Source organism: Streptomyces sp. HD (genome assembly GCF_028369295.1).
In the GTDB taxonomy this organism is placed as follows: domain Bacteria; phylum Actinomycetota; class Actinomycetes; order Streptomycetales; family Streptomycetaceae; genus Streptomyces.
Window position 1 is genome coordinate 55,867 of record NZ_JAQMYP010000009.1, and the last position, 21,815, is coordinate 77,681.

The window sequence follows — 21,815 nt, forward strand, 5'->3', positions numbered from 1 at the left end:
CAGGGAAGTGGAAAAGGATCACCTTGACAAGGTACTGACGATCCCAAACGCTTTGAGCGCTCTGCGCGTCGCCGGAGTTCCGGTGTTTTTGTGGCTCGTTCTCCAGCCCTACTTCGGCAATCCGAGCCGTGATGGATGGGCGATTGCCCTGCTGATGATCAGCGGCGTCACCGATTACCTCGACGGGAAACTGGCTCGCCGCTGGAATCAGATAACCCGCCTCGGACAAGTACTGGATCCGGCGGCCGACCGGCTCTACACGATTTCCACGCTGCTCGCGCTGGTCCTGCGGGACATCATCCCGTGGTGGTTCCTGGCACTGCTTCTCGCCCGTGACGTATTCATGGCCCTGAATATCGCAGTGCTGCGACGCATCGGATACGGGCCACTCAAGGTGAATTTCATCGGGAAAGCGGCCACCTTCAACCTGATGTACGCGTTCCCACTGCTTCTGCTGGCCGACGGAGGAGATTCGTTGGCTGACCTTGCGCGCGTTTTCGGATGGGCGCTGGCGATTTGGGGAGCCGCGTTGTACTGGTGGTCCGCTGCTCTTTACACGACTCAGGTGCGCGGACTGAGGTATCCGTAGAAGCGCGCCGCGTCCGATGACAACCGGACGCGGCGCAGCTGTCTCTACGCCGCTGTTTCTACAGGAACGAGTTGATCTCGATCGTCTCGTCCCGGCCCGGACCAACGCCGATCGCGGAGATCGGGGCGCCGGACATCTCCTCCAGCGCCTTGACGTAGTTCTGGGCGTTCTTCGGCAGGTCGGAGAAGGACTTGGCCGACGTGATGTCCTCGGACCAGCCGGGCAGGGTCTCGTAGACCGGCTTGGCGTGGTGGAAGTCGGACTGGGAGTACGGGAGTTCCTCGACGCGCTTGCCGTCGATCTCGTACGCCACGCAGACCGGGATCTCCTCCCAGCCGGTCAGGACGTCCAGCTTGGTGAGGAAGAAGTCGGTGAGGCCGTTGACGCGGGTGGCGTAGCGGGCGATCACCGCGTCGAACCAGCCGCAGCGACGGTCACGGCCGGTCGTCACACCCCGCTCGCCGCCGATGCGGCGCAGCGCCTCGCCGTCCTCGTCGAACAGCTCGGTCGGGAACGGGCCGGCGCCGACACGGGTCGTGTACGCCTTGAGGATGCCGATGACGCGGCTGATCTTCGTCGGGCCCACGCCCGCGCCCGTGCAGGCGCCGCCCGCGGTCGGGTTCGAGGACGTGACGAAGGGGTACGTGCCGTGGTCGATGTCCAGGAGCGTGCCCTGGCCGCCCTCGAAGAGGACCACCTTGTCGTCCTCCAGCGCCTGGTTGAGGACCAGGACGGTGTCGGCGACGTACGGCTTGATCTTCTCGGCGTACTCCAGCAGCTCCTCGACGACCTGGCCCACGGCGATCGCGCGGCGGTTGTACAGCTTGGTGAGCAGCTGGTTCTTGACGTCGAGGGCCGCCTCGACCTTCTGCTCCAGGATCGACTCGTCGTAGAGGTCCTGGACGCGGATGCCGACGCGGTTGATCTTGTCGGCGTAGGTCGGGCCGATGCCGCGCCCGGTCGTGCCGATCTTCCGCTTGCCGAGGAAGCGTTCCGTCACCTTGTCCACCGTCACGTTGTAAGGCGTGATGATGTGCGCGTTTCCGCTGATGAGGAGCTTGGACGTGTCGACGCCGCGCTCGTTCAGACCGCTCAGCTCGGAGAGCAGGACCGACGGGTCGACGACGACGCCGTTGCCGATGACCGGGGTACACCCCGGGGAGAGGATTCCAGAAGGGAGCAGGTGCAGGGCGTACTTCTGATCACCCACGACTACCGTGTGGCCGGCGTTGTTGCCGCCCTGGTAGCGCACCACATAGTCGACGGATCCGCCTAGCAGGTCCGTCGCCTTTCCCTTGCCTTCGTCACCCCACTGAGCACCGAGCAGCACAAGTGCGGGCACGCGCGTACACCCCTTCCGGGCGGGGCATGTCCAAGGTCAGGGGTGTACACGGAGGGTCTTGACCGTGTACACCACGACAGGTCGCGACCGTCGTTGGCCGTGAACCGTCGGACCGGATGGCCCCGGAATAGACGAAGCCCCTGGCGCAATAGCGCAAGGGGCTCTTGCACAAAGATGCTACCCGAGGAAGCGAGGCATGGCCGAGGTGGCGACTTTCGCGATGTCCGATCAGCTGCTGGTGGTGATCGATCCGATCGCTCGCAGGAGGGACGGCGAGTCCGTACGCATCGCGAAAGACGTGCTCAGCGCGGGTGCGGCGACGAAGGTGTGCCTGCCGGACAGCCCGGACGAGTTCGCCCGGGCACTGGCCCGGCGCGGCTCTCGACGGCCTGTGGTGGTCGGCGACGACCGGGCGCTGACGCGCGCGGTGACCCTGCTGCACCGGCAGCGGGAGCTGGCCGAATGCGTGCTGTCGGTGGTGCCGGTCGGGGGCGCGCTGTCGCTGGCCGGATCCCTGGGGGTGCCGACGGGCGCGGTGGCGGCGGCCCGGGCCGTGCTGGAGGGCGTGGAGCGGCGGCTGGACCTCCTCGTCGACGACAGCGACGGGGTGGTGCTGGGCGCACTGCGGATCCCGCCGGTACGGGAGCCCGACGTCCCCGACGACGCCGCGACGCTGGAATCCGGGCCCGCACGGCCGTGGCTGCGGACGTGCCAGTCCCTCGTACGGAACCTGGTCCCGGCGCTCGGCACGGCGGCGGCCGGCGTCCCCGGCCCGGCACGGCTGCGGGTGGAGGTCGACGGGGCGACGCTGGTGGACCTCGACCAGCCGGTGGAGGCGGTGTCGGTGACGCCGGGGGCCGCCGGGGCGACCGGGGTGGCCGCGGTGGAGGTCCGCCCGGCCTCGGTGGGCGCGGAGGCATCCCCGCTGCTGGCCCAGGGTCGGACGGTGACCGTCTCGGGCGCGCACTTCCGGTACGGCGCGGACGCGGAGGTGTCGGGGCCGTTGCGCAGACGGACGTGGACCGTGGGGGCAGGGGGGCTGCGGCTGGTGCTGCCCGAGCCGGGGCCGGGGCCTGGCGTTTAATGCCGGGCGGGTCGGGGCGAGGGGTGGTTATGCTGCCGAGCCTTCGATCATGGGGGGCGCGGCGATGAGTCAGTACTACGAGGTGGCCGGGGAACCGGTGTGGAACCCGGGGCAGCAGACGTCCCAGCTCTTCCTCGCGTATGTGCGCGTCTACGAGGCGCATCTGGCCGTTCCCTCGGGGTTCGGGCCGATGGTGAGCGACGAGTGCCAGATCGATCCGGACGCCTTCGAGGAGTTCGTGAACGCCCTGCTCGACTGGTACGACCACACCGGCAGCAACCTGCTGAGCTCCCTGGTCGAGGGCTTCCTCGCCCCGCTGCTGGCCCTCGCGGAACGGGTCGGCGCCGAGCCGCGGTGGCCCGAGCGCAGCGCGGGGACATGGGCGCCCGGGGTGCGTGGAGCGGCGGCTGAGCTGCTGCGTTCCGTGACGCCTTGACCAGCCGTTCGGCCGGGTCAGCCCTGGCCGAACGTCTTCTCCCGGTGTACCCGCCAGCGCTCCATCATCGCCGCGATCTCGCCCTCGATGAACTCGAAGAAGGCCAGCGTCTCGGCCAGCCGGCGGCCCGCCGGGGTGTCGGCGCCGAGGCTGGTGACGCCCTCGCGCAGGGCGACCTCCCAGCGCTTGAGGACGGCTTCCCGGTTGGTCAGGGCCTCGTACCACTGGTCGCCGTGCACCCGGTAGCGCTCCCGGCGTGAACCGGGCTCCCGCTCGCGCGACACCATGTGCGTCTGGGACAGATAGCGCACCGCGCCGGAGACGGCCGCGGGGCTGATCTGCAGCTGATCGCCCAGCTCGGCGGAGGTCAGCACGCCCTTGTCGGAGGCGAGGAGAGCCGCGAAGACCCGGGCCGCCATCCGCTGCATCCCGGCCTCGACGAGCTGCGCCGCGAAGGACTCCACGAACTTCGACACCGACTCCGCGTCCCGGCCCGCCCCGGCTGATTCCGTCATGCGCCCATCCGTGTGCCCATCCATGCGGCCATCCTATCGGGGCTTCACACGCTTCCTTAACTTCACAAATTTCTGAAAGAAGCGTACGTTCTGAAGCATGACGAAGGCAATCACCGTCTCCGGACTGCACAAGTCGTTCGGCAAGACGCATGCGCTCGACGGCCTCGACCTGGACGTCCGCACCGGTGAGGTACACGGCTTCCTCGGCCCCAACGGCGCCGGCAAGTCCACCACCATCCGCGTCCTGCTCGGCCTGCTGCGGGCCGACTCGGGCGCCGCGCAGGTGCTCGGCCGCGATCCCTGGGCGGACGCGGTGGAGGTGCACCGCCGGATCGCCTACGTCCCCGGGGACGTGACCCTGTGGCGGAACCTGTCCGGCGGTGAGGTCATCGACCTCTACGGCCGTCTCCATGATGGGGGCCGCGCGAAGCGCGTCAGGCAGGGTGGTGGTGGGCGACGGGCGGGCGGCCTCGACGCCGGACGGCGGGCCGAACTCATCGAGCGGTTCGAGCTGGACCCGACGAAGAAGGGCCGCACCTACTCCAAGGGCAACCGGCAGAAGGTCGCCCTCGTCGCCGCGTTCGCCTCGGACGTGGACCTGCTGATCCTCGACGAGCCGACCTCCGGTCTGGACCCGCTGATGGAGGAGGTCTTCCAGCGCTGCGTGGAGGAGGAGCGGGACAGGGGCCGGACGGTCCTGCTGTCCTCGCACATCCTGAGCGAGGTCGAGGAACTCTGCGACCGGGTCAGCATCATCCGCAAGGGCCGTACCGTCGAGAGCGGTTCGCTCGCCGACCTGCGCCATCTGACCCGGACGAGCGTCACCGCCGAACTCGTCGGCGCGCCCAACGGACTGTCACACCTGCCCGGGGTCCACGACCTCGACGTACAGGGCCGTCGCGTCCGCCTCCAGGTCGACACCGACAAACTCGACGCCGTACTGCGCTCCCTGAGCGAGTCCGGCGTGCGGTCGCTGACCTCGACGCCGCCGACGCTGGAGGAACTGTTCCTGCGGCACTACCAGGACGACGTCCACGAGGCGGTGGCCGCGCGATGACCGCCACGACGACCGAGTTCGCCGTACGGCCGGGAGGCTCGCGCCAACTGGCGGGCACCGGAACCCTGCTGCGCTTCGCCCTGCGCCGCGACCGCCTGATGATCCCGGTCTGGGTGGGCGTGAACGCGCTGATGATCCTCTCCATGCCGAACACGCTGGAGAACCTCTACGCCACCCCCGCCGAACGCGCCAACGTCGTGCAGGACACGGCGGCCAACGCCTCCTTCCGCGCCCTGATCGGCCCGGCCTTCGACGACTCGGTCGGCGCCCTGACGGCCTGGCGGGTCGGCGTCTACGCGGGCGCGCTGGCCGCCGTGGTCAGCCTGCTCCTCGTCGTACGGCACACCCGGGACGAGGAGGAGAGCGGCCGCCAGGAGCTGGTGGCGTCCGGAATGGTGGGCCGCAGGGCCTCCCTCACGGCCGCACTGCTCACGGCGGCGGTCGCCAACGCCGTACTCGCCCTCCTGGTGACGTCCGGACTCGCGAGCCGGGGCACCTCCGGGGCGCTGGCGCTCGGGCTCGGGCTCGCCGGGGTCGGCATGGTCTTCGCCACGCTGGCGGCGATCGTCGCCCAGTTCACCGAGAGCGCGCGGCTGGCCCGAGGGCTGACGGCGGGGCTGCTGGGCGCCGCGTTCGTGTTGCGCGCGGCGGGCGACTCGGCGTCGGACGACGGTTCGTCCGCGCTGACCTGGGTGTCGCCGCTGGGCTGGCTGGAGAACCTGCGGCCGTTCGCGGAGGAGCGGTGGTGGGTGCTGCTGCTGTTCGTGGCCGCGGCCGTTGTGCAGGGCGTGGTGGCCTACGAACTCGCCGGTCGCCGCGACGTCGGCATGAGCTTCCTGCCCGCCCGGCCGGGCCCTGCCGTCGGCCGCCTCCGCACTGCGGGAGCGCTGGCGTGGCGGCTGCAGCGCGGGAGCGTGCTCGGCTGGTCGATCGGTTTCTTCCTCGCCGGGGTCGTCTACGGCGGGCTGACCGACGGGGTGGCCGACCTGGTCGGCGACAACGACAAAGCCCGCGAGATCTTCGAGCGCATGGGCGGCCAGTCGGGCCTCACGGACGCCTTCCTGGCCTCGATGATCGGCATGCTCGGCCTGATCGCCGCGTTGTACGTGGTCGGTTCGGTACTGCGACTGCACGGCGAGGAGACGTCGGGACGGGCCGAGCCGATCCTGGCGAACGCGGTGGGGCGGCTGCGGTGGGCCGCGGGCCACCTGATGATCGCCTTCGCCGGCTCCGCCCTGATCATGCTCCTGTCCGGCCTCGGCTTCGCCGTCGGCTACGGCAAGGAGTTCGGCCCGATCCTGGGCGCCTGCCTGGTCCAGCTCCCCGCGGTGTGGGTCATCGGCGGGCTGGCGGTCCTGCTGTACGGGGTGCTGCCACGGGCTGCGACCGGGGCGTGGGGGGTCGCCGGGGCGGTGCTGCTGATCGGCTGGGTGGGACCCGCTCTCGACGCTCCGCAGGCGGTACTGGACCTGTCGCCGTTCGGGCATCTGCCGAAGCTTCCGGGGGGCGGCATGGAGTGGGGGCCGGTGGTGGTGTTGCTGGGGCTGGCGGTGGTGCTGGCCGCCGCAGGGCTAGCGGGGCTGCGGCGGCGGGACTTGACGACGTGACTGAGATCAGTCGACGTACTGCTTGAGTTCCTCGGTGTCGAGCTCGATGCCGACAGGGTCGGGGAGGATGACCTTGCCACCGAGCCTGACCACGTGGATGTCCCGGTAACCGTCCTCCAGGTCCGGATCACTGTGCACGAGGATGGACAGGTTGTCCCGGTCGATCAGTAGATAGACCGGGATGCCGGCTTCCGCGTACGCCCGAGGCTTCTCGATCCGGTCGCGGTTGTGGGTATCCGAGTCGTACGACGTGATTTCGACTGCCATCAGCACGCCGCGGGGCTCGGCCCACTCCCCCTGGCCCATGAAGTGATCAACGGGGGCGAGCACACCGTCAGGTCGCGCCCGTCCCTTGCGGTATGCCTCCACCTTGAGACCCTGCAATGGATTTAGGTCGAGGTCGGGCCGGGCACGCATACATTGACGGATCAGCCACATAGTGATCGCGCCGTGGTTGCCGTTCGTCACTTTCTTGAGCCCGATCCGTCCGTCGATGAACTCGAACCTGACGGTCTCGTCCTCCCGTTCGGCGAACTCGGCGATCCGCTCGAACATGTCCACTGACAACTGAGACGACGCGCGCTCTGCCATAACCGTCATGGTGCCTCCCTTCGCAGGCAGGCACCAGCTTGATCGGCCACTCGCAGACAGGCCCCGCAATCTCTCGGCGATCATCCGAACGGGTGATCACCCCACCTCGACGCTCAGCCCCTCCAGCCCCCGGATCACAAAGTTCGGCTTCCGCTCCGGGTCCGCCGCCAACCGCAGTGTCGGGGCCTGCTCCAGCAGTGCCGTCATCGACGCCGCGAGTTCGATGCGGGCCAGCGGGGCGCCGATGCAGTAGTGGATGCCGGCGCTGAAGGAGATGTGCGGGTTGTCCTTGCGGGTGAGGTCCAGCTTGTCCGGGTCCTCGAAGACCTCCGGGTCATGGTTGGCGGAGCCGAAGAGCATGGCGATCTCCGCGCCGGGCGGGATCGTCGTGCCGTCGATCTCGATCTCGTCCAGGACCCAGCGTTCGAAGAGCTGGAGGGGGGTGTCGTAGCGCATCAGTTCCTCGATCGCCGAGGGGATCAGGGAGTGGTCGGCGCGCAGGGCCGACAGTTGGGCGGGGTTGCGGAACAGGGCCCACCAGCCGTTGACCGTGGCGTTCACCGTGGCCTCGTGGCCGGCGTTGAGGAGGAGGACCGCCGTGGAGATCATCTCCTGCTCGGTCAGCCGGTCGCCCTCGTCGTGGGCCGCGATCAGGCCGGAGATCAGGTCCTCGCCGGGCTTCTCACGGCGGGCCGCGATCAGCTCGCGCAGATAGTCCGAGAACTCCACCGACGCCCGGACCGCCTTGGCCGCCGTCTCCTGCGACGGGTTCAGCTCGTACATCCCGCAGATGTCCGCCGACCAGGGCCGCAACTGCGCCCGGTCCGCCTCCGGAATGCCCAGCATCTCGGCGATCACGGCGACGGGCAGCGGCTCCGCGACGTCCGTCAGCAGGTCACCGCCGCCCTTCTCGACGAGCGCCGACACCAGGTCCCCGGCCAGCCCCCGCACGTACGGCTTCAGCTGCTCCACCGTGCGCGGGGTGAACGCCTTCGACACCAGCCGCCGGATCCGGGTGTGGTCCGGCGGTTCCAGGTCGAGCATCCCGTGGTCGTTGAGGACGTGGAACGGCTCGTGCTCCGCGGGCGGCGCCGTCCGTCCGAAGTCCTCGTGCGTGTAGCGGTGCTGGTATGTGCGGCCGAGGCGCCGGTCCCGCAGCAGCGCCGAGACGTCCGCGTGGTGCGGCACCAGCCACTGGTTCGTGGGCTCGAACCAGTGCACGCGCCCCCGGGCACGCAGCTCGGCGTAGGCGGGGTACGGGTCGGCCAGGAACGCCGGGTCCCACGGATCGAAAGCGAGATCGAAAGGAGCTGCCATGCCCGGACGTTAGACCGCCTTCCCACTCCCTGACCAGGGCTGGGGGTGAGTGGGGGGGGCGGGGGCCGGTGGCCGAGGGCCGGGGGGCGGGGACCGGGGCTGGGGTCCGGGGGGTCGGAGACGGGGGCCGGGGCCCGGGGCCCGGGGGCCGGGGTCCGAGGGTCGGGGAGGTCCAGGGGGTGGCTAGGCCGTGTCGAAGTTCGGCAGGGTGATCGTGCCGTCGTCGGCCAGTGGGAAGCCCGGGTTGTGGGCGACCTCCCAGGCGTGGCCGTCGGGGTCGACGAAGGCGCTGGAGTAGAAGCCGACCGCGTTGACGGCCGCCGGCTTGGTGACCGTCCCCCCGGCCCGTTCCACCGCCGCCAGGAGCGCGTCGACCTCGGCCTCCGACCGGACGTTGTGCGCGAGCACGATCCCGCCGAAACCGCCCGCCCGCCCGGGCTCCAGACCGCAGTCCTCCGCCAGCTTGTCCCGGCCCCACAGCACCAGCCCCAGGCCGCCCGCCTGGAAGAAGACGGTCTCCTCGACCTCCTGCCCCCGCCAGCCCAGCGCCTCGTAGAACGCCTTGGACCTGGCCAGATCGGCGACTCCCAGCGTGATCAGAGTGATGCGCTGTTCCATCCCCTCACCGTAGCCCCGGCGGCTCAGCCCGGTGTGACCAACCGCGCCTCGTACGCGAACACCGCCGCCTGCGTACGGTCCCGCAGTCCCAGCTTCACCAGGATCCGGCTGACATGGGTCTTGATCGTCGACTCGGCGACCACCAGCCGCTCGGCGATCTCCGAGTTCGACAGGCCCTGCGCGATGAGCACCAGCACCTCCGTCTCCCGCTCGGTCAGATCCCCGTACGCCGCGTGCGCGGAGGACATCAGGCGCGGGGAGTCGGACAGCTTCGAGAACTCCGTGATCAGGCGCCGGGTGATCGAGGGGGCCAGCAGCGCCTCGCCGGCCGCGACCACCCGCACGCCGTCGGCGAGCTGGCGGGCCGAGGCGTCCTTCAACAGGAATCCGGAGGCTCCCGCGCGCAGCGCCTGGTACACGTACTCGTCGAGGTCGAAGGTGGTCAGCACCAGGACCTTCGCCGAGCCGTCCGCCGCGACGATCTCGCGGGTCGCCTCGATGCCGTTCAGCTCCGGCATACGGATGTCCATCAGCACGACGTCCGGGCCGAGCTCACGGACCCGCTCCACCGCCTCGCGCCCGTTGACGGCCTCGCCGACGACCTCGATGTCCGGCATCGCGTTCAGCAGGACCGAGAAGCCCTCGCGCACCATCATCTGGTCGTCCGCGATCAGCACGCGGATGGTCATGATCCGTCCTCAGTCGTCGTGGCGACCGGCAGGAACACGGCCACCTCGTAGCCGCCGTCCTCCGTCGAACCCGCCGTCATCTCACCGCTCAGCATCGACACCCGCTCCCGCATCCCGGTGATGCCGTGCCCGGCGCCCGGCGAGGGCTTCACCAGGGCCGACGCGGGCGGCGGGCCGTTGACTATGCGCACGCCGAGCCCGCCGAGGACGTACCCGATCTCCACCTTCGCACTCGCCCCGGGCGCATGGCGCAGGCTGTTGCTGAGCGCCTCCTGCACGATCCGGTACGCCGACAGCTCCACACCCTGTGGAAGGGTGCGCACCGCTCCCGTCACCGTCTTCTCGACGTCCAGGCCCGTGTCCCGCACGTTCGCCAGCAGCGCGTCCAGGTCGGCGAGGGTGGGCTGCGGGGCGTCCGGGGCCTCGTAGTCCTCGGCGCGGACGACGCCCAGGACCCGGCGCAGCTCGGTGAGTGCGGCCACCGCGTTCTCCCGGATGGTGGCGAAGGCCCGCTCCAGCTCCGGCGGCGGGTTCTCCACCCGGTAGGGCGCGGCCTCGGCCTGGATGGCGACGACCGACATGTGGTGTGCCACCACGTCATGCAGCTCGCGGGCGATGTTCGTGCGCTCCTCCAGGAGGGTGCGCTTGGAACGCTCCTGCAGGGTCACCGTCTGCTGGGCGGTGACCTCCTGCTTCGCGTCACGGCGGATGTGCCAGAGGGAGACGCAGAGCAGGATCATCGCGGAGATGACCATCATGGGGCCGGTGTTCGCGCCGTAGTAGCCCGGCCCGATGCCGGCGCCCGCGGCCAGGCCGTACGCCCCCGTCAGCAGCCACATCCACAGGGCCGTGCGCGGCCGGGTCCGCACGGCCACGACCGTCAGCACCGTCAGATGGCTGGCGAAGGCGCCGGGCACCCACGGCCACTCGCCCATGGTGTGGCCGAGCACACCCGAGAACGGGGTGGCGGCCATGGACAGCCAGAACGCTCCGACGGGCCGCACCATGGTCAACAGCACGGGGATCACGCAGAGCGGACCGAGCAACAGGGCCGAGCCACTGGAGTCGACCGTGGCGATCATCAGCGTGAACATGGCGGCCGTGCCGATCAGGGCGTGCGGGAGCCAGGAGGCGTACTCCCGCAGGCGCGCCGGCAGCCGCCTGGTCAGCGGGCCGTCCACCCGCATGCGGGGCAGCGGACGGTAGGCGAAGGCGTCGTGGAGAAGGTCCTGCCGCAGCCCTTGCAGGGCGTCCGCGGCCACCCGGAACTCCGGGGTACGCGGCGCCCTGGCCCCGTCCCCCGGCTGCTGGGTCTGCATGCGAGTCGTCTCGGTCACGTACAGAACGGTAGGCGCAAGGCCGTCTCCCAGTCGTCCCCAGTGAGAGGGGTTCCCGCAGGTCCATCTCAGGTACTACGGGTGTCACCGCTGGTCGGGGCTGGGATGCGGGGGGGGGAGAACGCGGGGTGCCGGGGGCCCGGAGTGGCAGGGGGCAGCCCGGGGCGGACCGGGATGGCCGGCGTGCCGGCCCCGGGATGCCCCGGGGTACCGGCCCGGAGGGCCGCTCAGTATCCGGAAGGTCGCACCAGGCCCGACTCGTACGCGAACACCGCCGCCTGTGTCCGGTCCCGCAGTCCCAGCTTCACCAGGATGCGGCCCACGTGGGTCTTCACCGTCTGCTCGGCCACGACCAGCCGCTCGGCGATCTCGGCGTTCGACAGACCCTGCGCGATCAGGGCGAGGACCTCCGTCTCCCGTTCGGTCAGGCCGCCGACGCGGTCCTTGAGCGGGGCACGGGGACGCCCGTCCATGCGGGAGAACTGGGCGATCAGGCGGCGTGTGATGCCGGGCGCGAGGAGTGCGTCGCCCGCCGCCACGACCCGTACCGCCTCGGCCAGTTGGTCGGCGGAGGCGTCCTTGAGGAGGAAGCCCGAGGCTCCCGCGCGCAGGGCCTCGTACACGTACTCGTCGAGGTCGAAGGTGGTCAGCACCAGCACCTTGATGTGCGGTGTCGCGTCGGTGATGCGGCGGGTGGCCTCGATACCGCCGAGCTCGGGCATGCGGATGTCCATCAGGACGACGTCGGGGGCGAGTTCGGCGACCTTCTCGATCGCGTCCAGGCCGTCGACCGCCTGCCCGATGACGTCGATGTCGGGCTTGGTGTTGAGCAGCACGGAGAAACCCTGCCGGACCATCTGCTGGTCGTCGGCGATGAGTACACGGATGGGGCTGCTCGTCATGGGGTCGATTCTCCTGTCGATGGGGTCGGTTCTCCCGTCAGGGACGGTGCTCGGGTGGGGTGTCGCCCCGCGGGAGGAAGGCCGAGACCGCGAAGCCGCCGTGCTGGGTCGGGGCCGCGGTGAGATGGCCGCCGAGCATCGCCGCGCGCTCCCGCATGCCGAGCAGGCCGTGTCCCGCGCCCGCGGAGGGGGGAACGGGGCGCTGCGGGCGGGAGTTGACGACGCCCAGATGCAAGCCGTGGAAGTCGTGGGAGACCTCGACGCGCACCTCCGAACCCGGTGCGTGCCGCAGCGCGTTGCTGAGCGCCTCCTGGATGATCCGGTACGCGGACAACTCCACACCCGTGGGGTACTGCTGGGCCTCACCCCGGATGTCGGTGACGACGTCCAGACCGGCGGCCCGGGTGTTCTCGATGAGCGCGTCGAGCCGGTCGAGCATGGGCTGGGGGGCGTCGGGGGCGGCGCCGGTGCCCGGTTCGCCGAGGCCGTAGGGGTCGTCCGGGTTCTCGGGGTCCTCGGAGCGCAGGACGCCCAGCACACGGCGGAGTTCGGTGAGCGCGTCCAGGGCGTTCTGCCGGATGCCCGCGAGGTTCGTCTGCAGCTCCTCGGAGGGGTTCTCCACCAGGTGCGGGGCGACCTGGGCCTGGATGGAGATCACCGACATGTGGTGGGCCACCACGTCGTGCAGTTCGCGTGCGATACGGCTGCGCTCCTCCAGCAGGGTGCGCCGGGCCCGCTCCTCGGCGGTGATCGTGGTCTGCCGGCCGAGCTCGGCACGGGCCTCCCGGCGGCCGCGCAGGGCGATGCCGAGGACCACGACGACCGCGAACAGAATGATCGCGAGCACTCCGGTGGGCTGGTAGGCCTGCGCGCCCCACAACCCCTGGATGACGTAGGTCACTAGCGCGGTGAGGGCCAGCGCCTCAAGGGACACCCGGGTGCGCACCCGCAGAGCGACCAGCAGCAGCACGGCCATCTGCCCGATGATTCCGGCCGCCGACCAGGGCCAGGTGAAGTCGTGCGCGCTACCGGCCAGCAGGTTGCGACGCACCTCGACGGCACCCGCCACCATGGCCGCCATCGAGAGCCACCATCCGGGAACCGGCCGCCACAGCGCGAGGACCACCGCGCCGCCCTGCGCGAGCCCGATCCCGAAGGCGACCTGGCCGCCCGCCCCGCCGTTGTCGTTCAGTTGCGCCACGGCGCCGATGGTGACGCCGAACGCGACCAGGCACAGCACGCCGTGCGGCAGCCAGCGCAGCCACGTGGAGGGCGGCAGCGGATCCACCCTGACGGTCCACAGGTCGTCGCGCAGCACCCCCAGCCAGCGCCGCACCCAGCTCATGAACGCGTGCTGGCTCCCCGTTTCCGTCACATGACCAACCCTAGGCATGGTGGCGCGCCTTCGCTTCGGTGCCGTGAGAGGCACGGTGGGACAGGACGACTCTGGACCGGCGGCCGCTCGGGCGGCGCGGTCCCTGTTCGCAGGGGCGAAACGCCGTCCAGCAGACGGCCAGCGCCAGGGCGAACAAGGGAAGCCAGAGCAGACGGGCCGTCACCCAGCCGAGGCTGTCGGGGACCGTGTGCAGTCCGGGGAGGTGGCCGGCGGGCAGGGCCACGGCCGTCGTCGCCATCAGGGCCGTCTGGTGCCAGAGGAATATCGTCATCGCGGAGAGGTTGAGCAGCGCCACCGCCGCCCAGGCCAGGGGGCGGCGCATCGCGCGGCGCAAGGGCCCCCGCAGGAGCAGGGCCAGTCCGCACTGGGCCATGCCGAAGGTGACCGCGGCCAGCGTCGGCGGGTTGAGGTTGGAGATGCCGGCGCCCGGGACACCGACCATCGACGCCGGGTAGCCCGCCCAGGCGACCAGCCCGGCCGTCATCAGCGCGCCCCCCGTCAGCAGGATCCAGCCCGCGCGACGGCGCTCCAGCTCACCCCGTGTCCAGGCCGCGCCCAGGGTGAACGGCACCAGCCAGCCGGCCGCCACATTGATCCAGCCGAGCCAGGCCGGGCCGCCGAAGCCGAAGCGGAGGAGGTCCACATGGAGAACGACGGCCAGGGGCCAGAGGGGGTTCAGTCGCCGTAGGAGGGGTGTCGCCGCCGTCAGCGCGGCGAAGACCAGCAGGAACCATAGCGGGGACAGGGCCAGTTTGAGCAACGTGTGCACGGTGCCCGTGTCCGTGCCGGAGAGGAGCAGCACCGCGGACGCCACCGTCCACAGGGTGAGGACGGCCATCACCGGTTTGAACAGGCGGGACAGACGGGACGTCAGCCACTGCCCGTACGTCATGCCGCGTGCCCGGGCCGAGGTGTAGCCGCGGGTCGCCACATGGCCGCCGACCAGGAAGAACACGGCGAGGGTCTGGAAGACCCAGGAGATCGGGGCCAGCCAGGGCATGTGGTGCAGCGGGCTCGCGGTGCGCAGGCCCCCGGCGTTGCCCTCCGCCACCAGGGCCGTGACCAGCCAGTGGCCCAGGACGACGCCGAGGATCGCGAAGGCCCGCAGGGCGTCGACCGCCCGGTCCCGACCGGCGGGAGTGGCGGCCTCGACACGGTCGGCGCCCTGGCGTACGCCCTGCCATATGCGGCGCAGGCGACGGCCTTTGGTGCGGGATTCGGTGTGGGGTTCGGCCGAGGAACCGGATGAGGAAGAGGACGAGGAAGAAGACGAGGAACTGGCCGGGGACGAGGAACCTGTCGAAGAAGAGGACGATGAAGTGGGCACGGACCGAGGCGTCGGCTCAGTCATCGGGTCACCCCCGGGGTCTCGCCCAGGACGATGCGGGTCATGTTGGCCAGGGACGTCGAGCCCGGCCTGAAGTAGTCGCTGTGGCCGCCGTCGCCCGCCGCGAAGACCCGGGCGCCGAAGGTCGGGGACACCGGATCGGTACCGAAGCCGACGGTCGTGCCGAGCAGGTCGACCTTGATGTGCGGGACCTCGCCCACCCAGTCGTCACTGCCTCGGGCCGCCCAGACGCGGGCCGGGGTGTGCAGGGCCGCGGCGGTGTCCGCGCCGGTACCGGGGCTGCCGACCAGCACGATGTCGTCCACATCCAGCTGGGAGGCGGCATGGCCGCACACCACCGAGCCGTAGGAGTGGCAGAGGAGGGAGATGCGCGGCGCGCTGCTGGCCGACCCGACCGGACCGACCGAACCGCTCGGCCCACCCGTCCCCTCGGCCGTGAGGGCACGCAGCTGCCGTATGAACTCCCGGAGCTTCGGGGCGGCTTGCTCCGCACGGTCCGGCGTCGCGACCGTGGTGCTGACCGTGCCCGGGGTTTCATAGCCGAGCCAGGCCACGACCGCGGTGCGGGTGCCCTGCGGAGCCTCCCGGGTGAGCCGCTCGTGCAGGGCGCGGGCGGCGTCGCGGAAACGGTCGTAGGTGTCGATGGACGTGTCGGAGCCGGGCACCAGGACCGCGATGCGGTCGGCGTGGGCCAGGTCGCCGAAGACCTCCGTCGCGAGGCCGTGGCCGCGAGCGTCGAAGGCGAGGTAGTGGCGGGACGGGTCGGCCATCGCACGGTCCGCGGTGGCCCGCTCCCGGTAGCCGTGGGTCTCGGCCATACGCGACGCCTGGGTGGCGTTGGCGCGGTTGGCCGCGTATGCCTCGTCCAGCGTCGCCGCGGTCACCCGGGCGACCGGGGCCGGGGCCGGGGCGGGGATCTCGGGGCGTGTGGCACCGGACAGCGGGACGACGACGGCGCCCGTGATCAGGGCGGCGAGGAAGGCTCGGCGCCATCGGTGGGTGCGGTGGGCTCTGCGGGTACGGCGGGGCTTCCCGGGCTCGCCCGCCCCGTGTGCCGTGGGCGCCTCGTGCACCTCGCCCGGCCCGCTCTGCTCCGATGCGGACGTCTCCGACGCGCTCGCTCCGGCTGCACCCGTCGTACGCCCCATGGTCGTCTTCCCTTCCAGCCTGCCCGGCCACCGGGCTTGTCTGGATGGGAAGTTACGGATCCGGACTCGTCATCCGCGTCCGCCCAGGGAGCTCACCTGCGACGTAGCTCTCAGGTATTACGGGTATGAAGGGGCCACTCTGTAGTGGGGCTGTAGTGGGGCCCCTGCACGAGGCAGCGCGCCCCGGCACGACAGGCAGCTCCCTCGGCCACACAAGGGGGCTCGCCCGGGCAAGCGAGGCAGCTCCCCCGGCCGCACGAGACGGCTCACCCCACCACACGAGGCAGCTCACCCCTGCACGAGGCGGCTCCCCCGCACCGCCCGGTTCACCACGCCAACTGCGCGATCTCCTCCACCACCACCGCACACGCGTCCGCCGCCGGATCGATCAGCGGAAAGTGCCCGACATCCTCCAGCAGCGTCAGTCCGACGACCTCCCCCGCCTTCGCCGCCGCGTCCGCGTACGAGTCGGCGACCGCGTGCGGGACGACAACGTCCGCGCGGCCCTGGACGAGGGTCGTCGCGATGCCGGTCGGGAGCAGGAGCGCGGGGTCGGCGTACGGCTGCCGCTCGGCGAACTCCACTTCTCCGCCGAGGAGTTGACGCGTCGCACCTCCACAGACGTCCAGCTTGTCGGCGACCGTGAGATCGGCGATCGGCGCCAGAGCGACCACGCCCCGCAGGAGCGCGGGCCGGTCGGTACGCCAGGGCGCGTCCGCGGGAAGGCAATGCCGGGCCGCACCCCAGAGGGCCAGGTGGCCACCGGCCGAGTGCCCGGTCAGCACGATCCGACGAGGGTCGGCCTGCGGAAGCGCCTCCCGCACGAGCGCGGGCAGCGCATCCAACGCCGCGGCGACGTCATCGAAGGTCTCGGGCCAGCGCCCGGCAACCGGACCACCGGCACCGGCACCGGCACCGGCACCGGCAGCCGTACCCGAATCCGAGCCCGAACCCGCAGTCCCAGCCGACCCCGAACCGGCAGCCGCACCTGCCCCCGAACCCTCCGAGCCCGGACCCCCCGCCCCCGAGGCCCCCGCCCCACTCGCATCAGCCCCCCGCCGATACTCCACATTGGCCACGGCAAACCCCCGCCGCGCCAGAAAGTCGGCGAACGGCGTCACATGCCGCCGGTCATAACGCGCCCGCCACGCACCGCCGTGCAGCAGGACGACCAGCGGGGCCTGGCCCCCCGGGCCGGACTCGCCGCGTGGGGCGTAGAAGTCGATCACCTGGTCGGGATGGTCGCCGTAGGAGGCGATGGCGTCGGGGTCGACGGGCGGGTGCGAGAAGGCCGACTCCTCCTCTGCGGCGGCCCGGGCTGCTGCGACGTCGTGCGGCATGCTCCAACCTCTCAGCGACATAACGGATTTGGACGGAAGCGGGGGTGGCGGACCAGGTGGGAATCGGCCGTTGGCGGGGACGGTACCAGGGAGGTGACGTGCGCGGACACGGGGATGTCACGCTCGGTGAGGGTTAAACGGTTCTACTGTTTCGTTACGCTGGTCCCGTGGATCACACCACACCCCGCACCTGCGGTTACGTGTACCAAGGAGGCCGATATGTCCGCCGAACCCGGCACCGTACGTCCCGGAGGACGCACCGCGCGTGTTCGTGCGGCCGTGCTGCGGGCAGCCGGCGACGTGCTGGCGGAGCAGGGTTTCGACGGCCTGGACCTCGCGGACCTCGCCCGCCGCGCGGAGGTCGGCAAGACGACCGTGTACCGGCGGTGGGGCTCGGTGACCGGACTCGTGGCCGACCTGCTCGCCGACATGGCCGAGCAGTCGCTGCCCCGCGAGGAGACCGGGACCGTGCTGGGCGATCTGCGGGCCAACGCCGCGCTGGTGCAGCGGACGCTGGCCGACCCCCGGCAGGGTGCGCTGTTCCGTGCCGTCATCGCCGCCGCGGCCTGCGACGAACGTACGGCGCAGGCGCTCCGCCGGTTCTACGAGGTGCGGGTGGCGGAGTGGGCGCCATGCGTGGAACAGGGCGTGACGAGAGGGGAGTTGCCGGCCGGGACGGATGCCGACGCCGTCGTACGGGCGGTGTCGGCACCCCTCTACTACCAGTTGCTGACGACCGGCGTGCCTCCCGGCGCCCCCGACGCGGAGCGCGCCGCGCGCGCCGCGCATGCCGCTGCCGTGGCGGGGGCGTACGTCGGCCAGCGCTCCGACCAGGTGCGCCTGGCCCCTCAATGAGCCACCGCACAGGAGCCGGCCGGGGCCGACCGCGGTCATCCCAGTACCCGACCGCGGTCGGCCCCGCCCAGCACCCGACCAGGGTCAGCCCAGCACCTCCCCCAGCACCCGCCCCGCCCGCTCCACATCCGCGAACCCCACGTACAGCGGCGTAAAGCCGAAGCGCAGCACATCGGGATACCGGAAGTCGCCGACGACCCCCCGCTCGATGAGCCGCTTCATGACCTCACCGGCGTTCTCGCAGCGCAGCGCCACCTGGCTGCCGCGTTCCGCGTGGGGCACCGGGGTCACCGACTCCACGCGCCCCTCACCGGCGTACGCCGCGACACACTCCAGGAAGAAGTCCGTCAGCGCGAGCGACTTGGCCCGGACGGCCTCGATCGACACCCCGTCCCAGACCTCCAGCGCCGCCTCCAGGGCGAGCATGGAGAGGATGTCCGGTGTGCCGACGCGACCGCGCAGGGCGCCGGCCGCCGGTTCGAAGTCGTTCCGCATGCCGAAGGGGTCGGCGTGGGAGTTCCAGCCGGGCAGGGGGGAGTCGAAGCGGTCCTGGAGGTCACGCCGTACATAGAGGTACGCCGGTGAACCCGGCCCGCCGTTCAGGTACTTGTAGGTGCAGCCGACGGCCAGATCCACCCCGTGCTCGTCCAGCCCGACCGGCAGCGCGCCCGCGCTGTGGCACAGGTCCCAGACGGCCACCGCGCCCGCCGCGTGCACGGCGGCGGTGAGGGACGGCAGGTCGTGCAGCCGTCCGGTGCGGTAGTCGACGTGGTTCAGCAGGACGGCGGCCGTACGGTCGCCCAGCGCTTCCGGCACCTCGGCCGGCGTCACCGGCCGCAGCGTCCGGCCGGTCAGCCGGGCCGCCGACTCGGCGATGTAGCCGTCGGTGGGGAAGGTGGTCGCGTCCACGAGGATCTCGTCGCGGCCGGAGCCGGTGGAGTCCACCAGCCGCACGGCTGCCACAAGCGCCTTGAAAACATTGACACTTGTCGAGTCGCCGACCACGATCTGCCCCGCCGCGGCGCCGACCAGCGGGGCGATCCGGTCGCCGATCCGCTCGGGCGCCGTCCACCAGCCGCTCTCGTCCCAGGACCGGATCCGCAGCTCGCCCCACTGCCGCCGCACGACGTCCTCGACACGTCCCGGGACGCTCGCGGGCAGCGCGCCGAGGGAGTTCCCGTCGAGGTAGACGACGTCATCCTCCAGTACGAACTGCTTGCGGACGCCGGCCAGTTCGTCGGCGGCGTCCAGCACCCCCGCCCTCGTCGTGAACTCAGACATGGGACCTCGCCGTCCACAGCTCGGGGAAGACGTTCTTCTGCGCCCGCTTCTCCAGCCAGGCCACCCCGGCCGAACCGCCCGTGCCGGCCTTGGCGCCCATCGCGCGCCGGGTGGCGACCAGGTGGTCGTTGCGCCAGCGCCACACGAGCTCGGCGACATCGGTCAACGCCTCGCCCAGGCGGGTGAGTTCTGCGTTCTCGGTGGTCCGGTCGCCCGCGTAGATCGCGGTCCAGGCGGCCTCGACCTCGTCCGACGGCACATACCGCTGGGAGACGTCGCGCTTGAGGACGGACTCGGGGATCTCGCAGCCGCGCCGGGCGAGGAAGCGGAGCACCTCGTCGTACAGGCTCGGCTCGTGCAGCGCCTTCTCCAGTTCCGCGTGGACGCGCGAGGCGCCGCGGTGCGGGACCAGCATGGACGCGGACTTCTCGGCGAGCAGGAACTCCATCCGGCGGTACATCGCCGACTGGAAGCCGGAGCCCTCGCCGAGGGCGCTGCGGTACGCGTTGAACTGGGCCGGGGTGAGCTGGCCGAGCGGCTTCCAGGAGGCGTTCAGGGCGTCCAGTTCCCGTACGGAACGCTTCAGGGCGTCGATCGCCACGCCCGGCCGGTCCTCGCGCAGGGCCCGCGCCGCGGTCTCCCATTCATGGACGATGACCGTGAACCACAGCTCCATCACCTGGGTCGTGACCAGGAAGACCATCTCTCCGGGGTCGTCGGAGAGGGTGTGCTGGAGGTGGGTGAGCACGTCCGCCTTGACGTAGTCCTCGTACGGCGTCGTGCCTGCGAAGTCGAGATTGGGGGTCTCGGGCTCGTGGGTCTCCGTGGACGTCTGAGCGGACGCCGCCACGGGTGGGTGAGCCGGCTGGGACATCGCTGTCTCCTGTGTAACTCCGGGTAGCGGTCCGCCCTGCCGTTATCGGCAAAGGGGCCCCGGTCCCCACCCGGCATACTCCGGGATCTCCCCCTGACCTCGCAAGGCCCGCCTGGTCACACCGACCGGGCGGGCCACGACGAGGCTCCGGTCAGCCCAGCGTCTGGGCGGCCGTCGGCGAGGAGTCCTTCAGGAACTGCGTGCAGCGCTCGTACTCCTCCTGCTCGCCGATCGATCCGGCGGCGCGGGCGAGGGCGTGCAGGGCGCGCAGGAAGCCGCGGTTCGGCTCGTGCTCCCAGGGGACGGGGCCGTGGCCCTTCCAGCCGCTGCGGCGCAGGGCGTCCAGACCCCGGTGGTAGCCCGTACGGGCATAGGCGTACGACTCCACGACGCTGCCCCGCTCGAACGCCTCGTCGGCCAGCTGGGCCCAGGCCAGCGAGGAGGTCGGGTACTTCGCGGCGACGTCCGCGGGGGCGGTGCCACCGGCGAGCAGCTCGCGCGGCCCGGGGTCGTCGGGGAGGTGAGTCGGGGGCGGGCCCCCGAGAAGGTTTTCGTGAATGGCCATGGGGTCCAGTGTGAGGGATCCCTCCGGGGGGCACACCGATGTGCTGCGCCGCTCGGTGCCGGGCGGGCGGTGCCAGTGCGGCTCTTCAGGCGCTCTTGATCGCCCCAGTAGGGTCGTCCTGTGAGTAACGAACACATCACGCTGACCGCGGGTGACGCGGAGGTGGACGTGCTGCCGGGCAACGGCGGGCGGGTCGGGGGGCTGCGTGTCGGGGGCACCGAGTTGCTGCGGCAGGGGGAACGGTTCGGGTGCTTCCCGATGGTCCCCTGGTGCGGGCGGACCCGGGACGGCCGGTTCCTGGACGGCGCCGTGGTGCGGCAGCTGCCGCTCAACGCCCCGCCGCACGCCATCCACGGCACCGCCCGGGACGGCGTCTGGAAGGTCGCCCGGGTGGCCGACGGGGAGGCCGTGATCACGTACGACCTGGCCGAGCCGTGGCCCTACCCCGGCCGCGTCACCCAGATCGTGCACCTCACCGAGGACAGCCTGACCCTCACCATGTCCGTCGAGACGTACGAGACGTCCTTCCCGGCCCAGATCGGCTGGCACCCCTGGTTCAACCGCAACCTCGGCGGCGACGGCGCCGAGGACGTCCGGCTCGACTTCAGCCCGGCCTGGCAGGAGGAGCGCGGCGACGACCACCTCCCCACCGGGAACCGCATCGACCCCGGGCCGGGCCCATGGGACGACTGCTTCGGCATGCCCGGCGGCGTCGACGTCACCCTCACCTGGCCGGGGCAGCTGGAGCTGAAGGTCGCCAGCCGCGAGGAGTGGGTCGTGGTCTACGACGAGCAGGACGCCGCCGTCTGTGTGGAGCCGCAGACCGGACCGCCCAACGGGCTGAACACGCTGCCCCGGCTGGTCACACTGCTGGAGCCGCTGGAGGCCTCGACCACCTGGAGCTGGCGGCGGCTGTGAGCTGTC

General features: G+C 71.3%; 22 protein-coding genes. 7 read left to right on the forward strand and 15 right to left on the reverse strand.

What is annotated here, in order from left to right; genetic code table 11:
- Positions 1-7 precede the first annotated feature (7 nt).
- A complete protein-coding gene (locus tag POF73_RS11355) occupies positions 8-589 on the forward strand; it encodes a CDP-alcohol phosphatidyltransferase family protein (protein ID WP_272114486.1) in 582 nt (193 codons plus the stop codon).
- Between the two features lie 58 nt (positions 590-647).
- On the opposite strand, the gene POF73_RS11360 is transcribed toward POF73_RS11355, so the two are convergent.
- On the reverse strand, positions 648-1,931 hold the full coding sequence (locus POF73_RS11360) for an adenylosuccinate synthase (RefSeq protein WP_272114487.1): 1,284 nt from the start codon (positions 1,929-1,931) through the stop codon (positions 648-650).
- A gap of 196 nt (positions 1,932-2,127) precedes the next feature.
- On the opposite strand from POF73_RS11360, the gene POF73_RS11365 reads away from it, so the two are divergent.
- Both POF73_RS11365 and POF73_RS11370 read left to right on the forward strand, forming a co-directional pair.
- Positions 2,128-3,015: a diacylglycerol kinase family protein gene (locus POF73_RS11365; RefSeq protein ID WP_272114488.1), complete on the forward strand. Its 888-nt coding sequence runs from the start codon at positions 2,128-2,130 to the stop codon at positions 3,013-3,015.
- 64 nt (positions 3,016-3,079) lie between these two features.
- Positions 3,080-3,451 carry a DUF6086 family protein gene (locus POF73_RS11370; RefSeq protein WP_272114489.1) on the forward strand — a complete coding sequence of 124 codons (372 nt, stop codon included), beginning with the start codon at positions 3,080-3,082 and terminating at the stop codon, positions 3,449-3,451.
- Between the two features lie 17 nt (positions 3,452-3,468).
- Here POF73_RS11370 and POF73_RS11375 read toward each other — a convergent pair whose 3' ends face one another.
- Entirely contained in the window at positions 3,469-3,966 is a 498-nt protein-coding gene (locus tag POF73_RS11375) for a GbsR/MarR family transcriptional regulator (RefSeq protein WP_272114490.1), read from the reverse strand.
- Between the two features lie 97 nt (positions 3,967-4,063).
- Here POF73_RS11375 and POF73_RS11380 point away from each other — a divergent pair, with 97 nt between their 5' ends.
- Positions 4,064-5,023: an ABC transporter ATP-binding protein gene (locus POF73_RS11380; RefSeq protein ID WP_272114491.1), complete on the forward strand. Its 960-nt coding sequence runs from the start codon at positions 4,064-4,066 to the stop codon at positions 5,021-5,023.
- The gene (locus POF73_RS11385; RefSeq protein ID WP_272114492.1) at positions 5,020-6,630 is read left to right on the forward strand and encodes an ABC transporter permease; all 1,611 of its coding nucleotides are present in this window, start codon (positions 5,020-5,022) and stop codon (positions 6,628-6,630) included. The genes POF73_RS11380 and POF73_RS11385 overlap by 4 nt, the downstream gene beginning before the upstream one ends.
- Before the next feature lie 6 nt (positions 6,631-6,636).
- Here POF73_RS11385 and POF73_RS11390 read toward each other — a convergent pair whose 3' ends face one another.
- From POF73_RS11390 to POF73_RS11435, 10 genes are all read right to left on the reverse strand, one after another.
- A complete protein-coding gene (locus POF73_RS11390) occupies positions 6,637-7,230 on the reverse strand; it encodes a Uma2 family endonuclease (protein ID WP_272114493.1) in 594 nt (197 codons plus the stop codon).
- A gap of 87 nt (positions 7,231-7,317) precedes the next feature.
- The gene (locus POF73_RS11395; RefSeq protein ID WP_272114494.1) at positions 7,318-8,538 is read right to left on the reverse strand and encodes a cytochrome P450; all 1,221 of its coding nucleotides are present in this window, start codon (positions 8,536-8,538) and stop codon (positions 7,318-7,320) included.
- A gap of 183 nt (positions 8,539-8,721) precedes the next feature.
- Entirely contained in the window at positions 8,722-9,156 is a 435-nt protein-coding gene (locus POF73_RS11400) for a VOC family protein (protein ID WP_272114495.1), read from the reverse strand.
- A 23-nt stretch (positions 9,157-9,179) separates the two neighbouring features.
- Positions 9,180-9,845 (reverse strand): response regulator, encoded by a 666-nt coding sequence (locus tag POF73_RS11405; protein ID WP_272114496.1) that lies wholly within the window; start codon positions 9,843-9,845, stop codon positions 9,180-9,182.
- Positions 9,842-11,182: a sensor histidine kinase gene (locus tag POF73_RS11410; RefSeq protein ID WP_443049486.1), complete on the reverse strand. Its 1,341-nt coding sequence runs from the start codon at positions 11,180-11,182 to the stop codon at positions 9,842-9,844. The genes POF73_RS11405 and POF73_RS11410 overlap by 4 nt, the downstream gene beginning before the upstream one ends.
- 227 nt (positions 11,183-11,409) lie before the next feature.
- On the reverse strand, positions 11,410-12,084 hold the full coding sequence (locus POF73_RS11415) for a response regulator (RefSeq protein ID WP_272114497.1): 675 nt from the start codon (positions 12,082-12,084) through the stop codon (positions 11,410-11,412).
- Between the two features lie 37 nt (positions 12,085-12,121).
- Positions 12,122-13,477: a sensor histidine kinase gene (locus POF73_RS11420; RefSeq protein WP_443049487.1), complete on the reverse strand. Its 1,356-nt coding sequence runs from the start codon at positions 13,475-13,477 to the stop codon at positions 12,122-12,124.
- Positions 13,470-14,666: an acyltransferase family protein gene (locus tag POF73_RS11425; protein WP_272114634.1), complete on the reverse strand. Its 1,197-nt coding sequence runs from the start codon at positions 14,664-14,666 to the stop codon at positions 13,470-13,472. Before POF73_RS11425 ends, POF73_RS11420 begins: the two co-directional genes overlap by 8 nt.
- 161 nt (positions 14,667-14,827) lie before the next feature.
- On the reverse strand, positions 14,828-15,976 hold the full coding sequence (locus tag POF73_RS11430) for an alpha/beta hydrolase (RefSeq protein ID WP_272114500.1): 1,149 nt from the start codon (positions 15,974-15,976) through the stop codon (positions 14,828-14,830).
- A gap of 326 nt (positions 15,977-16,302) precedes the next feature.
- A complete protein-coding gene (locus tag POF73_RS11435) occupies positions 16,303-17,316 on the reverse strand; it encodes an alpha/beta hydrolase (RefSeq protein WP_272114501.1) in 1,014 nt (337 codons plus the stop codon).
- A gap of 219 nt (positions 17,317-17,535) precedes the next feature.
- Here POF73_RS11435 and POF73_RS11440 point away from each other — a divergent pair, with 219 nt between their 5' ends.
- On the forward strand, positions 17,536-18,171 hold the full coding sequence (locus POF73_RS11440; protein ID WP_272114502.1) for a TetR/AcrR family transcriptional regulator: 636 nt from the start codon (positions 17,536-17,538) through the stop codon (positions 18,169-18,171).
- An 84-nt stretch (positions 18,172-18,255) separates the two neighbouring features.
- Here the strand turns inward: POF73_RS11440 and kynU are convergent, their stop codons facing one another.
- The 3 genes from kynU to POF73_RS11455 all read right to left on the reverse strand — a co-directional run bounded on the left by kynU (position 18,256) and on the right by POF73_RS11455 (position 20,891).
- Entirely contained in the window at positions 18,256-19,452 is a 1,197-nt protein-coding gene (kynU, locus tag POF73_RS11445) for a kynureninase (RefSeq protein WP_272114503.1), read from the reverse strand.
- A complete protein-coding gene (locus tag POF73_RS11450; protein ID WP_272114504.1) occupies positions 19,445-20,326 on the reverse strand; it encodes a tryptophan 2,3-dioxygenase family protein in 882 nt (293 codons plus the stop codon). The genes kynU and POF73_RS11450 overlap by 8 nt, the downstream gene beginning before the upstream one ends.
- A 151-nt stretch (positions 20,327-20,477) precedes the next feature.
- The gene (locus tag POF73_RS11455; protein WP_272114505.1) at positions 20,478-20,891 is read right to left on the reverse strand and encodes a DUF3151 domain-containing protein; all 414 of its coding nucleotides are present in this window, start codon (positions 20,889-20,891) and stop codon (positions 20,478-20,480) included.
- 120 nt (positions 20,892-21,011) lie between these two features.
- Between POF73_RS11455 and POF73_RS11460 the strand changes: the two genes are divergently transcribed.
- On the forward strand, positions 21,012-21,809 hold the full coding sequence (locus POF73_RS11460; RefSeq protein ID WP_272114506.1) for an aldose epimerase family protein: 798 nt from the start codon (positions 21,012-21,014) through the stop codon (positions 21,807-21,809).
- Positions 21,810-21,815 lie beyond the last annotated feature (6 nt).

Excerpts from the sequence above, each read along its gene's own strand:
- POF73_RS11440 (WP_272114502.1), top strand. The coding sequence starts at position 17,536 with ATGTCCGCCGAACCCGGCACCGTACGTCCCGGAGGACGCACCGCGCGT.
- POF73_RS11415 (WP_272114497.1), bottom strand. The coding sequence starts at position 12,084 with ATGACGAGCAGCCCCATCCGTGTACTCATCGCCGACGACCAGCAGATG.
- kynU (WP_272114503.1), bottom strand. The coding sequence starts at position 19,452 with ATGTCTGAGTTCACGACGAGGGCGGGGGTGCTGGACGCCGCCGACGAA.
- POF73_RS11435 (WP_272114501.1), bottom strand. The coding sequence starts at position 17,316 with ATGCCGCACGACGTCGCAGCAGCCCGGGCCGCCGCAGAGGAGGAGTCG.
- POF73_RS11375 (WP_272114490.1), bottom strand. The coding sequence starts at position 3,966 with ATGACGGAATCAGCCGGGGCGGGCCGGGACGCGGAGTCGGTGTCGAAG.
- POF73_RS11365 (WP_272114488.1), top strand. The coding sequence starts at position 2,128 with ATGGCCGAGGTGGCGACTTTCGCGATGTCCGATCAGCTGCTGGTGGTG.
- POF73_RS11370 (WP_272114489.1), top strand. The coding sequence starts at position 3,080 with ATGAGTCAGTACTACGAGGTGGCCGGGGAACCGGTGTGGAACCCGGGG.
- POF73_RS11385 (WP_272114492.1), top strand. The coding sequence starts at position 5,020 with ATGACCGCCACGACGACCGAGTTCGCCGTACGGCCGGGAGGCTCGCGC.
- POF73_RS11430 (WP_272114500.1), bottom strand. The coding sequence starts at position 15,976 with ATGGGGCGTACGACGGGTGCAGCCGGAGCGAGCGCGTCGGAGACGTCC.
- POF73_RS11380 (WP_272114491.1), top strand. The coding sequence starts at position 4,064 with ATGACGAAGGCAATCACCGTCTCCGGACTGCACAAGTCGTTCGGCAAG.
- POF73_RS11405 (WP_272114496.1), bottom strand. The coding sequence starts at position 9,845 with ATGACCATCCGCGTGCTGATCGCGGACGACCAGATGATGGTGCGCGAG.
- POF73_RS11400 (WP_272114495.1), bottom strand. The coding sequence starts at position 9,156 with ATGGAACAGCGCATCACTCTGATCACGCTGGGAGTCGCCGATCTGGCC.
- POF73_RS11455 (WP_272114505.1), bottom strand. The coding sequence starts at position 20,891 with ATGGCCATTCACGAAAACCTTCTCGGGGGCCCGCCCCCGACTCACCTC.
- POF73_RS11395 (WP_272114494.1), bottom strand. The coding sequence starts at position 8,538 with ATGGCAGCTCCTTTCGATCTCGCTTTCGATCCGTGGGACCCGGCGTTC.
- POF73_RS11420 (WP_443049487.1), bottom strand. The coding sequence starts at position 13,477 with ATGCCTAGGGTTGGTCATGTGACGGAAACGGGGAGCCAGCACGCGTTC.
- POF73_RS11450 (WP_272114504.1), bottom strand. The coding sequence starts at position 20,326 with ATGTCCCAGCCGGCTCACCCACCCGTGGCGGCGTCCGCTCAGACGTCC.
- POF73_RS11390 (WP_272114493.1), bottom strand. The coding sequence starts at position 7,230 with ATGACGGTTATGGCAGAGCGCGCGTCGTCTCAGTTGTCAGTGGACATG.